11 protein-coding genes are annotated in these 11,169 nt (G+C 74.5%); 6 read left to right on the top strand and 5 right to left on the bottom strand.

Annotated elements, in window-relative coordinates; all coding sequences use genetic code 11:
• Nucleotides 1-216: 216 nt before the first annotated feature.
• From nth to IEZ31_RS22330, 3 genes are all read right to left on the bottom strand, one after another.
• A complete protein-coding gene (gene nth / locus IEZ31_RS22340; RefSeq protein ID WP_229835737.1) occupies nt 217-930 on the bottom strand; it encodes an endonuclease III in 714 nt (237 codons plus the stop codon).
• Between the two features lie 135 nt (nt 931-1,065).
• Nucleotides 1,066-3,393, bottom strand: coding sequence for an endopeptidase La (gene lon / locus IEZ31_RS22335; RefSeq protein WP_190251871.1), 2,328 nt, complete (start codon nt 3,391-3,393; stop codon nt 1,066-1,068).
• 65 nt (nt 3,394-3,458) lie between these two features.
• Complete coding sequence (locus IEZ31_RS22330) at nt 3,459-4,619, bottom strand: FAD-dependent monooxygenase (RefSeq protein ID WP_190251870.1); 1,161 nt, start codon at nt 4,617-4,619, stop codon at nt 3,459-3,461.
• A gap of 65 nt (nt 4,620-4,684) precedes the next feature.
• On the opposite strand from IEZ31_RS22330, the gene IEZ31_RS22325 reads away from it, so the two are divergent.
• Nucleotides 4,685-5,260, top strand: a complete 576-nt coding sequence (locus tag IEZ31_RS22325; RefSeq protein ID WP_190251869.1) for a TetR/AcrR family transcriptional regulator — start codon at nt 4,685-4,687, stop codon at nt 5,258-5,260.
• A complete protein-coding gene (locus IEZ31_RS22320) occupies nt 5,257-6,399 on the top strand; it encodes an MFS transporter (protein WP_229835736.1) in 1,143 nt (380 codons plus the stop codon). The genes IEZ31_RS22325 and IEZ31_RS22320 overlap by 4 nt, the downstream gene beginning before the upstream one ends.
• A 4-nt stretch (nt 6,400-6,403) precedes the next feature.
• Here IEZ31_RS22320 and IEZ31_RS22315 read toward each other — a convergent pair whose 3' ends face one another.
• A complete protein-coding gene (locus tag IEZ31_RS22315) occupies nt 6,404-7,510 on the bottom strand; it encodes an aminotransferase-like domain-containing protein (RefSeq protein ID WP_190251868.1) in 1,107 nt (368 codons plus the stop codon).
• A 55-nt stretch (nt 7,511-7,565) separates the two neighbouring features.
• Between IEZ31_RS22315 and IEZ31_RS22310 the strand changes: the two genes are divergently transcribed.
• Nucleotides 7,566-7,877, top strand: coding sequence for a hypothetical protein (locus IEZ31_RS22310; protein WP_190251867.1), 312 nt, complete (start codon nt 7,566-7,568; stop codon nt 7,875-7,877).
• Here IEZ31_RS22310 and IEZ31_RS22305 read toward each other — a convergent pair.
• Nucleotides 7,857-8,117, bottom strand: a complete 261-nt coding sequence (locus tag IEZ31_RS22305) for a hypothetical protein (protein WP_190251866.1) — start codon at nt 8,115-8,117, stop codon at nt 7,857-7,859. The genes IEZ31_RS22310 and IEZ31_RS22305 overlap by 21 nt on opposite strands.
• 35 nt (nt 8,118-8,152) lie before the next feature.
• On the opposite strand from IEZ31_RS22305, the gene IEZ31_RS22300 reads away from it, so the two are divergent.
• The 3 genes from IEZ31_RS22300 to IEZ31_RS22290 all read left to right on the top strand — a co-directional run bounded on the left by IEZ31_RS22300 (nt 8,153) and on the right by IEZ31_RS22290 (nt 11,148).
• A complete protein-coding gene (locus IEZ31_RS22300) occupies nt 8,153-8,935 on the top strand; it encodes a methyltransferase domain-containing protein (RefSeq protein WP_190251865.1) in 783 nt (260 codons plus the stop codon).
• 46 nt (nt 8,936-8,981) lie between these two features.
• Complete coding sequence (locus tag IEZ31_RS22295; RefSeq protein ID WP_190251864.1) at nt 8,982-9,971, top strand: malate dehydrogenase; 990 nt, start codon at nt 8,982-8,984, stop codon at nt 9,969-9,971.
• Between the two features lie 79 nt (nt 9,972-10,050).
• Nucleotides 10,051-11,148 (top strand): epoxide hydrolase family protein, encoded by a 1,098-nt coding sequence (locus IEZ31_RS22290; protein ID WP_190251863.1) that lies wholly within the window; start codon nt 10,051-10,053, stop codon nt 11,146-11,148.
• Nucleotides 11,149-11,169: the final 21 nt, after the last annotated feature.

The raw sequence follows: 11,169 nt of genomic DNA, 5'->3' as shown, positions 1-11,169 counted from the left end.
CGGCTGGCTGCGCGGCGGCTGGCTGCGCGGCGGCTGGCTGCGCGGCGGCTGGCTGCGCGGCGGCTGGCTGCGCGGCGCGCCGGGCCGCCGGGGTCCGGCGCCAGTGCAGGCCGAGCGATGGCGAGCGATGGCGTGGCGGCCGGGGTGGTGGCGGGGGCTGCCGCTGTCGTGGACGGGCCGGGCTTCTCGGCCGGGCTCCGGATCGGGGCGGGGGCGCTACGCCGGGTCCTTGAGCAGGGCGCGGGCCTTGTCGGGGTCCAGCTCGCCCTTGCCGGCCAGGCCGGCCGACGGGCAGTCGGCCAGCAGGGGACAGGCGCCGCAGGCCGGCTTCTGGGAGTGGCACGTGCGGCGGCCGTGGAGGATCAGCAGGAGGTTGGCCTCGACCCAGTCCTTGCGGGGGAACAGGGTGCGGATGGCCACCTCGGCCGTGTCGACGTCGCGGGCCGGGGACCAGCCGAGGCGCTCGGCCACGCGGCTCACGTGGGTGTCGACGGAGACGGCGGCGATGGAGAACGCGTTGCCAAGGACCATGTTGGCGGTCTTGCGGCCGACCCAGGGCAGGGCGACCAGCTCGTCCACCGTGCGGGGGACCTCGCCGCCGTGGTGCTCGACCAGCGCGGCGGCCAGGGCGATCACCGACTGGGTCTTCTTGCGGTAGTAACCGACCGGGACCAGGATCTGCTCCATCTCGGCCGGCTCGGCGGCGGCCAGGTCGGCGGCCGTGGGATAGCGCGCGAACAGGGCCGGGGTCACGGCGTTGACGCGCTCGTCGAGCGTCTGGGCGGCCAGGACGGCGGCGACCAGCAGCTGCAGGGGCGAGGCGAAGTCGAGCTCCAGCCGCGCGTCGGGGTAACGCACCCGCAGGAGGCGCAGGATCTTGCGGGCCCGCCGGACCGCGGCGGTGTCGAACACAACCTCAGCAACAACCACGGCCCGAACCCTATGCCCCGGGTACGACATTTTCCGGCGCCATTCGGACCTCGTCCTGCACAACAGAGTCCCGGGAAGAGCGCGAGCGGCCCGCGCCCGGGAAGGGCGCGGGCCGCGCGAACACCGCCGCAGCGGTCAGGCGACCGTCAGCAGGTCCGGCACCGCCGGGTCGCCGGCCGGGCGCAGCGCCAGGGCCAGGACGTCGGCCACGTCCGCCAGGGCGTGGACCGTCAGCTGCGAGCGAACCTCCTCCGGCAGGTCGTCCAGGTCGGGCTCGTTCCGCTTCGGGATGATGACCTCGGTCAGGCCCGCGCGGTGGGCGGCGAGCAGCTTCTGCTTCACGCCGCCGATCGGCAGGACCCGGCCGGCCAGGGTGACCTCACCCGTCATGCCGAACTCGGGGCGGACCGGGCGGCCCGTCGCGAGCGAGGCCAGGGCGGTCACCATCGTGATGCCGGCGCTGGGGCCGTCCTTCGGCACCGCACCCGCCGGGACGTGCAGGTGGATGCGGCGGCCGGCGAGCTCGTTCGGGTCGATGCCGAGCCGGCGGCCGTTGGAGCGCAGGTACGACAGGGCGATGTGCGCCGACTCCTTCATGACGTCGCCGAGCTGGCCGGTCAGGGTCAGGCCGGGCTCGCCCTCCATCGACGTCGCCTCGATGAACAGCACGTCGCCGCCGGCGCCCGTCACCGCGAGGCCCGTGGCCACGCCGGGGACGGCGGTGCGCTCGGCCGACTCCGGGGTGAACCGGGGACGGCCCAGGTACAGCGCCAGGGAGGAGGCGTCGACGTGCACCGCGGACGAGTCCCCGGCCAGGGCCACCGCCACCTTGCGCAGGACCTTCGCCAGGGCGCGCTCCAGCTGCCGGACGCCGGCCTCGCGGGTGTGCTCGCCGGCGATCGCCGCCAGCGCGTCGTCGGTGATGGAGAACTCCGCGGGGGTCAGGCCGGCGCGGGAGAGCTGCCGGGGCAGCAGGTGGTCGCGGGCGATGGCGACCTTCTCCTGCTCGGTGTACCCGTCGAGGGTCACCAGCTCCATCCGGTCCAGCAGCGGGCCGGGGATGCTGTCGACCACGTTGGCGGTGGCGAGGAACAGCACGTCGGACAGGTCGAGGTCGACCTCGAGGTAGTGGTCGCGGAACGTGTGGTTCTGCGCCGGGTCGAGCACCTCCAGCAGGGCCGCGGCCGGGTCGCCGGCGTAACCGACGGCCAGCTTGTCGACCTCGTCGAGGAGCACGACCGGGTTCATCGAGCCGGCCTCCCGCAGCGCGCGGACGATGCGGCCGGGCAGCGCGCCGACGTACGTGCGGCGGTGGCCGCGGATCTCGGCCTCGTCGCGGACGCCGCCGAGGGAGACCCGGACGAACTTGCGGCCGAGGGCCCGCGCGACGGACTCGCCGAGGCTGGTCTTGCCGACCCCGGGCGGGCCGGCGAGGGCGAGCACGGCGCCGGAGCCGCGGCCGCCGACGACCTCCAGGCCCTGCGCGGCGCGCCGGTTGCGCACCGCGAGGTGCTCCAGGATGCGGTCCTTCACGTCGGCCAGGCCGGCGTGGTCGGCGTCGAGCACCGCCCGTGCGTCCGAAAGATCCGTGTTGTCCGTAGTGCGCTCGTTCCACGGCATCTCCAGCACCGTGTCCAGCCACGTCCGGATCCAGCCCGCCTCGGGCGACTGGTCACTGGCCCGCTCCAGCCGGCCGACCTCGCGCAGCGCTGCCTCCAGGACAACCGGAGGAAGCGAGGCCGACTCCACGCGGGAGCGGTAGTCAGCCGAGCCGGAAGGCTCGTCCTCGCCGAGCTCCTTGCGGATCGCCGCCAGCTGCTGGCGCAGCAGGAACTCGCGCTGGGTCTTCTCCAGGCCCTCGCGCACGTCGTGGTTGATCTTCTCGTTGACCTCCTGCTCGGCCGCGTGGGCGCGGGCCCACTCGACGAGCAGCTCCAGCCGGGCGGTCACGTCCGGCGCCTCCAGCAGCTGGATCTTCTGCTGGAGGGTGAGCCACGGCGCGTAGCCGGCGGAGTCGGCGAGCTCGGACAGGTCCGTCATCCGTTCGACGGTGTCGACGACCTGCCAGGCGCCGCGCTCCTGGAGCACGCCGATGACCAGGGCCTTGTACTCGCGGGCGAGCTCGCGGGCCTTGCCGGCCGGTGCGGGCTCGTCGACCGGGGCGGCCTCGACCCACAGGGCCGCGCCGGGGCCGGGCACGCCGGCGCCGATCCGGGCCCGCTGCAGGCCGCGGATCACGGCCGCCGGCTCGCCGCTGGGGAGTCGGCCGACCTTCTCGAGGACGGCGATCACGCCGAACGAACCGTATTCGCCGTCGAGCCGCGGGACCGCCAGGACCCGTTTGTCGCCGGCGGCGCGCGCCGCGTCGACGGCCGCCTGGGTGGTGGCGTCGAGCGTGACGGGGATGACCATGCCGGGAAGCAGGACGTCGTCGTTCAGCGGAAGAACCGGAAGGGTTGCCATGACACACCTGCCATCAGTAGTTGAGCGTGCCAGGCTTAAGTTACAAACCGTTCCCTCTGTTCCCATCAGGCAACCACATGTGACCCAGGCCACTGATAGTCCGGCAGTCGCACGGCGGTCGCCGTGCGGGTCGCCATCCGGGCGAACAACCGCCGCAGCGGCGGTAATCCACCCATGAGCCGGAAGAACCGGTTGCGCTGCGCGATCTGCCGGTCGGTGGCCGGCGCCAGGAACGCGGCCCCGCCCGCCGCCTGCTTCTGGCAGGTGGCCGCATAGGGCCGCATGACCGCCTCGTAGCGCGCGAGCGCCGAGGGCACGTCGCCGGAAGCCAGCTCCGACGCCAGCACGTAGGCCCCGACGACGGCCAGGCCGGTGCCGTTGCCGCCCGGGCCGGCGGCGTGCGCCGCGTCGCCGAGCAGCACGACCCGCCCCGTGGACCACCGGTCCAGGACCACCTGCGTGGCCTCGTCGAACCACCAGTCGTCGGAGCGCGACAGCGCGTCGAGCAGCTCCGGCACCCGCCACCCGGCGCCCTCGAACGCTGCCGTGACGGTCGCGCGCTCCCGCCCGTACACCTGCTGTGAGAGGGTGAAGAAGAGCTGTGCGACGGCGTCGCGCCCGTGTGGGGAGGCCACGGTGACCGAGCGCCCCGGCTCGCTGTAGAGCACGTCGTCCCAGGTCCCGGGCACGCTGAACACGCAGCCGAACAGGCCCAGTGGCCGCAGCGCCCCCGGGTCGTCGCCGAACGCCAGCCGCCGCACGGCCGAGCGCAGCCCGTCGGCGCCGACGACGAGGTCGAACCGCCCGCCCGACCCGTCGTCGAAGGTGACGTCGACCCCGTCCGGGTCCTGCTCGATCGAGCTGATCCGGCGGCCGAAGGCGTACCGCGTGTGCTCGCGCGTCGCGGCGACGAGCACCCGGCTGAGGTCGCCGCGCAGCACCTCCAGGTCGCCGGAGAAGGCGGCGGCCGGCATGGTCGCCACCCGGCGCCCGGCACCGTCGACGACCGCCAGGTCGCCGGTGCGGGTGGCGTGCGGGCGCACCAGCGGCAGCAGCCCGGTGCGCTCCAGGACGCCGAGGTGGACCCGGCCGCGGAAGTCGACCGCCCAGCCGCCGGGCCGCGGCGCCGGCGCCCGCTCGACGACGGTGACCCGGTGGCCGTGCGCGTGCAGGCAGTGCGCGAGGGCGGGCCCGGCGATGCCGGCGCCCGAGACGAGGATGTCCATGCCCGGCGACTATACGCGTGTCTTATACGCTTGTATAGAACGTGCGTATACTATGATCACCGCCCATGGGACACCGCGAAGACCTCCTCGACGGCGCGGTCCGCTGCCTCTACGAGAAGGGCTACGCGCGCACCACCGCCCGCGACATCGTCGCCGCCTCCGGCACCAACCTCGGCTCGATCGGCTACCACTACGGCTCGACGGAGGCGCTGCTCAACGCCGCCCTCATGCGGGCCATCGAGACCTGGGGCCACGAGCTGGCCGCCGTGCTGCTCGGCCCGGGCGGGGAGGAGCTCACCGGCCTGGCCCGCTTCGAGGCGTACTGGACGCGCGTGCTCGACACCATGGCCGCCCACCGCCCGATGCTCGTCGCGACGTTCGACGCCGTCCTGCAGATGGACCACGCGCCCGAGCTGCGCAGCCTCCTCGCCGACGGCATGCAGGGCGCCCGGGCGCTGTGGGCGCACGTGTTCCACCAGATCGACGCCGCCGTCGAGCGGGAGAAGGCGCAGCAGGTCGGCTCGTTCTACCAGGCGCTGCTGACCGGGCTGATCGCCCAGTGGCTCATCGACCCGGCCAACGCGCCGTCGGGCCGCGACCTCACCGAGGCGCTGCGCGCGATCGCGGCGGAGCTGGCGTGAGACGGCTGCTGCTCGGCGTGCTGCTCATCGGCGCGGTCGGCCGGGCCCCGCTCACCTCCGTCGGCCCGCTCGTCAGCGACATCCGCGCCGACCTCGGCCTGTCCTCGGCCGCGGCCGGGCTGCTCACCACCCTGCCGCTGCTCGCGTTCGCGGTGTTCTCGCTCGTCGCGCCGCTCGTCGCCGGCCGGGCCGGGCTGGAGCGCAGCCTGGGGATCGCGCTGCTGCTGCTCGCGGGCGGCATCGCGGTGCGGTCGCTGCCCGCGCAGCTGTGGATCGGCACGGTCGCCGTCGGCGCCGCCATCGCCTGCTTCAACGTCCTGCTGCCCAGCGTCGTCAAGCGCGACTTCCCGGACCGGGTCGCCCCGGTCACCGGCGGCTACTCGGCGACGCAGAGCGTGGTCGCGGCGGTCGCCTCCGGCACGGCCGTCCCGCTCGCCGCGGCGCTGGCCGGCTGGCGCTGGGCCCTGGCGTCGTGGGCGCTGCTGGTCGTCGTGGCGCTGGTGGTGTGGGCGCCGTCGGTGCGGTCGGCCGAGCCGGGCGCCAGCGGCGCGGCCCGCGCGCCGCTGCCCTGGCGCAGCGTCCTGGCCTGGCAGGTGACCCTGTTCATGGGCACGCAGTCGCTCGCCTTCTACGTCCTCATCACCTGGCTGCCGACGATCGAGCGCGACCACGGCATCGCCCCGGCGGTGGCGGGGTGGCACCTGTTCGGGTACCTCGCCGCGGCCGTCGCCGCCAACCTGATCGTCCCGCTGTTCATGCGCGCCCGCTCCGACCAGCGGCTGGTCGGCCTCGGCTGCGCGGCCTGCATCGGCGCCGGCCTGGCCGGCCTGCAGTGGCTGCCGTGGAACCCGTGGTGGGCGCTCGCCGCGGTGCTCGTGGCGGGCTTCGGCGCCGGCATGGCGATCGTGGTGTGCCTGTCGCTGTTCAGCCTCCGCACGACGGACGCCCGCCAGGCCGCGGCCCTGTCGGCGATGGCCCAGTCGACGGGCTACCTCCTGGCGGCCGGCGGCCCGGTCCTCGTCGGCGCCCTGCGCGACGCGGCGGGCTCGTGGACGGTCCCGGTCGTCGTCCTGTGCGGCCTGACCGCCGCGATGGCGCTCTTCGCGTGGCTGTCGGGCCGCGCGCGGACGGTCGCCTGAGCCGTCATGACGGCGTGAGCAGCGGGGCCAGCCGGCGGGCGGCCTCGGCCAGCTCCGCCGGGCCCAGCATCGAGAACGACAGCCGCACGTGGTCGTCGGGGCCGCCGCTCGCGAAGAACCGGCGGCCGGGCACGAACGACACGCCGGCCGCCTCCGCCGCCGGGAGCAGCGCCGACGAGCCGGGGAGCCAGACGAACCAGCCGCCGGCCGGCACCGGGCACGCCACCCCCGCGGCGTGCAGCGCGGTCACCAGCGCGTCCCGCTGGGCCCGGTAGCGCGCCACCGCCGACGCCACGTGCCGCGCGAACGCGCCCGAACGGCCGAACGCGGCCATCGTCAGCGCCACCGTGTGGTTGACGCCCCCGCCGCTGTCGACGTACCCGCGGTCGACCAGGGCCGCGACCAGGTCCGGCGGGCCGGTCAGCCAGCCCAGCCGCAGGCCCGGCGCGACCGACTTGGCGAACGAGCCGATCCGCACCACCCGCGCCCCCTCGCACGACGCCCACAGCGACGGGGGCGCGGGATCGTCGTAGGCCAGCTCGCGGTACGTGTCGTCCTCGACCACCGGCACCCCGAGCCGGTCGGCGACGGCCGGCAGCGCCCGGCGCGCCGCGGCCGGCAGGGACGCGCCGGTGGGGTTGCCGAACGTCGGCACGAGATAGTAGAAGGACACCCTCCGACCGGCCCGGCGCAGCCGCGTCACGGTCTCCTCGAAAGCGTCGGGATCCGGCGGTACCTCGACGAGGGAGGCCCGCCGGTCGGCCAGGACCCGCAGGGCCAGGTGGTAGGTCGGCGCGTCGACGAGCACGACGTCGCCGGGCGCGACGAGCTGGGTCGACACCAGCTCCAGGGCGTGCGAGGCGCCGGCCGTCACGAACACCTCGCCCGGCGCCGGGGCGCGCCCGTCGGTCACGGCGAGCCGCTCCCGCAGCCACTGCGCCAGCTCGACCGGGCCGGCCTCGTAGCCGTATGCGAGGGCCCGCCAGCCGAACTCCCGCAGGGCGGCCTCCGTCGCCGCGGCCCAGTCACCGACGGGCAGCGCATCCGGGTGCGGATGGCCCCACGAAAGGTCGAGGACCCCGGGCCGGCCGGTGTACTGGATGGTAGGCATACCAGCGAACGGTACGGTACTTGCGCAGCTCGCCGGCCGGGTCCACGATCGATGGATGCCGACGCCGCACCTGCAGCGCGTCGCGTGGGACGGGGCCCGGGTGATCGTCCACGCGTCAGCCGACAACGACTGGGCCGTGTGGTTCGCCAACTGGCTCAACCAGCAGGCCGGCCCGCCGTGGGGGCAGCTCGTCATGGACTCCCGCGCCCGGATGGTGCGCGGCTACGGCTACGAGTCCGCCGCGCTCGAGTCGGGCCTGTGGCGGGTCCGCCTCGGCGACCTCATGGAGGAGCGCCCCGACCTGGTCCGGCCGCTCGCCGAGATCTTCCGGGAGACGACCGACCAGCTACGGGCGGCCGCTGCCTGACGCCGCCGGCCTCGTCTCCCGCGCCGCCGACTCGACCGCCTCCCCGCGCGTCTCACCCAGCCACACGACCGGGTGCACCGGCGTGCCCACCCGGTGCAGCCGGCCGGTCTCGTCGGTCCACGCGACGAGCGGCAGCGGCTGTACGTGCCCGGTCTGCCAGCCGATGACCCGGCCGGCCACGATCTCGTCGTCCGCGCTGGTGGCCAGCCACAGCGGGGCGGTCTGCGGAATGATCGTCATATCCGGGTGATGCCCCGGCGACGGAAGGTGCAATCGTGCGAACGCTGGAATCGCTGCTCGACGAGGGTGCGAGCGTGCCGGTCGAGGGCTGGGACTTCTCCTGGTTCGCAGGCCCGCCGACCCGGGCGACCGAGGAGCGTCCGCCCTGGGGGTACGCCCGGCGGCTCGCGGGACGGTACGCGGCGGCGCGCGCCGCGCTGGACGTGCAGACCGGGGGCGGCGAGGTGGTGCGCGCGGCGCTGACCGGCGCGGCGGAGGTTCCGGCGGTACTGGCGGTGACCGAGTCCTGGCCGCCGAACGCCGCCCTGGCCCGCGCCGCCCTGGCGCCGTGGCGGGCCGAGGTGGCCGAGGTCCCCGACGACGCGCCGCTGCCGTTCCCCGACGGCCGGTTCGACCTGGTCTCCAGCCGGCACCCCGTGTCGGTGAACTGGCCCGAGCTGGCCCGCGTCCTGGCCCCCGGCGGCACCTACTTCGCCCAGCACGTCGGCGTCGGCACCGCCGCCGACCTCACCGACTTCATGATGGGGCCGCAGCCGGTCGGCGACGGGCGCAGCCCGGCGCGGGCGGTCGCCGACGCCGAGCGGGTGGGCCTGCGGGTGGTCGACCTGCGCGAGGCGACGCTGCGGATGGAGTTCTTCGACGTCGCGGCGGTCGCGGTGTACCTGCGGAAGGTGATCTGGATCGTGCCGGGGTTCACCGTCGAGGGGTACCGCGACAAGCTGGCCGAGCTGCACGAGCGGATCCGGGACCACGGGCCGTTCGTGGCACACACCACGCGGTACCTCATCGAATGCTCCCGCCCGGACGTGCCGCTGTAGGTTGATGCCGAAGAGCCCTACCCGCCACTGCTGCTGGAGAAGTCTCATGAGCGACACGCCCGTCAACGTCACCGTGACCGGCGCGGCCGGCCAGATCGGTTACGCCCTGCTGTTCCGCATCGCGTCCGGGCAGCTGCTCGGCGCGAGCACGAAGGTCAAGCTGCGGCTGCTGGAGATCCCGCAGGCCGTGCGGGCCGCCGAGGGCACGGCGCTGGAGCTGCAGGACGGCGCGTTCCCGCTGCTGGCCGGGGTGGACGTGTTCGACGACCCGAAGGGCGCCTTCTCCGGTGCCAACGTCGCCCTGCTCGTCGGCGCCCGCCCGCGCACGAAGGGCATGGAGCGCGGCGACCTGCTCGAGGCCAACGGCGGCATCTTCAAGCCGCAGGGCGAGGCGATCAACGCCGGCGCCGCCGACGACATCAGGGTGCTCGTGGTGGGCAACCCGGCCAACACCAACGCCCTCATCGCCCAGCGCAACGCCCCGGACGTGCCGGCCGAGCGGTTCACCGCGATGACCCGCCTCGACCACAACCGGGCCGTCGCCCAGCTCTCCGCGAAGCTCGGCGTGACCGCCGGCGACATCCGCAACGTCACGATCTGGGGCAACCACTCCGCGACGCAGTATCCGGACATCGTCCACGCCACCGTCGCCGGCCGCAACGCCGCCGAGGCCGTCGGCGACCAGCAGTGGCTGGAGAACGAGTTCATCCCGCGCGTCGCCAAGCGCGGCGCCGAGATCATCGAGGTCCGCGGCGCCTCCTCGGCCGCGTCGGCCGCCTCCGCCGCCATCGACCACGTCTACGACTGGGTCAACGGCACCCGCGAGGGCGACTGGACCTCGGCCGCCATCGTCTCCGACGGCTCCTACGGCGTGCCGGCCGGCCTCATCTCCTCCTTCCCGGTCACCTCGTCGGGCGGCCGCTGGGAGATCGTGCAGGGCCTCGACATCGACGCGTTCTCCCGCGCCCGCATCGACGCGTCGGTGGCGGAGCTGGAGGAGGAGCGCTCCGCCGTCGAGCGCCTCGGCCTCATCTGACCCCACCGCACGACCGCGGTCAGGTCCCGTTCCACGATCAGGACAGGACCTGACCGCGATCCTCCGTAGCGTCGTGGGCATGACGATCCGTTCGTTCCAATTCGCCGTCCCGCAGGCCGACCTCGACGACCTCCGCAACCGCATCCGGGCCACCCGCTGGGCCGCCCAGCTGCCCGGCGGGGAGGAGCGGGGCCTGCCCGTGGACGTCCTGCGCGAGCTCGCCGAGTACTGGGCCGAGGGCTACGACTGGCGCAAGCAGGAGGCGCTGCTCAACGAGCACCCGCAGTACACCGTGGAGATCCAGGGCCAGCCGGTCCACTTCCTGCACGTCCGCTCGCCCCACCCGCACGCCCTGCCGCTGGTCCTGCTGCACGGCTGGCCGGGCTCCTTCGCCGACTTCCTCGACGTCATCGGGCCGCTGACGACCGACGAGCGCGACCCCTTCCACGTCATGGTCCCGTCGCTGCCCGGGTTCGGGCCGTCGACCCCGCTGGCGGGGGAGGGCTGGGGGGCGCGGCGGGTCGCCGGGGCGCTCGCCGAGCTGATGGCCCTGCTCGGCTACGACCGCTACGGCGTGCAGGGCGGCGACATCGGCGCGATCGTCGGGCCCGACCTCGGCCGCGTGGCCACCGGGCACGTGGCCGGGGTGCACGTCAACGCGGCGACGGTCGGGTTCATCCCGTTCGGGCCGGTCGACGAGGACGGGCTCACCGACGCCGAGCGGGAGCGGGTGGCCGGCATCCAGCGGTTCCAGACCGACGGCAACGGCTACTTCCAGCTGCAGGCGACCCGGCCGCAGACGCTCGCCCACGCCCTCACCGACTCGCCGGTCGGGCAGCTCGCCTGGATCCTGGAGAAGGTCCGCGCCTGGAGCAACGAGCCGATCGACCGCGACCGCATCCTCACCGGCGTCATGCTCTACTGGCTCTTCGGCGCCGCCGGCAGCGCGGCCAACATCTACTACGAGCTCATGCACTCCGGCGACTGGCCCACCCCGTCGGGCGTCCCGACCGGCGTGGCCGTGTTCCCCGGCGACCTGGCGATCCGCCGGTACGCCGAGCAGGCCAACACGGTCACCCACTGGAGCGAGCCGGCGCGCGGCGGCCACTTCGCCGCCCTGGAGGCCGCCGATCTGCTGGTGGACGACGTCCGCGGCTTCTTCCGGGACCTCCGATGATGACATTTGCACTACAGCAAA

The sequence above is a fragment of the Dactylosporangium sucinum genome, assembly GCF_014647515.1.
Taxonomy (GTDB): Bacteria; Actinomycetota; Actinomycetes; order Mycobacteriales; family Micromonosporaceae; genus Dactylosporangium; species Dactylosporangium sucinum.
Note: the sequence above shows the minus strand (reverse complement) of the source record. Positions and strands in the feature narration are given on the sequence as shown.

Coding starts and splice junctions, on each gene's coding strand:
- IEZ31_RS22305 (WP_190251866.1), bottom strand. CDS start 8,117: ATGACGATCATTCCGCAGACCGCCCCGCTGTGGCTGGCCACCAGCGCG.
- IEZ31_RS22295 (WP_190251864.1), top strand. CDS start 8,982: ATGAGCGACACGCCCGTCAACGTCACCGTGACCGGCGCGGCCGGCCAG.
- lon (WP_190251871.1), bottom strand. CDS start 3,393: ATGGCAACCCTTCCGGTTCTTCCGCTGAACGACGACGTCCTGCTTCCC.
- IEZ31_RS22315 (WP_190251868.1), bottom strand. CDS start 7,510: ATGCCTACCATCCAGTACACCGGCCGGCCCGGGGTCCTCGACCTTTCG.
- IEZ31_RS22325 (WP_190251869.1), top strand. CDS start 4,685: ATGGGACACCGCGAAGACCTCCTCGACGGCGCGGTCCGCTGCCTCTAC.
- IEZ31_RS22290 (WP_190251863.1), top strand. CDS start 10,051: ATGACGATCCGTTCGTTCCAATTCGCCGTCCCGCAGGCCGACCTCGAC.
- IEZ31_RS22310 (WP_190251867.1), top strand. CDS start 7,566: ATGCCGACGCCGCACCTGCAGCGCGTCGCGTGGGACGGGGCCCGGGTG.
- IEZ31_RS22330 (WP_190251870.1), bottom strand. CDS start 4,619: ATGGACATCCTCGTCTCGGGCGCCGGCATCGCCGGGCCCGCCCTCGCG.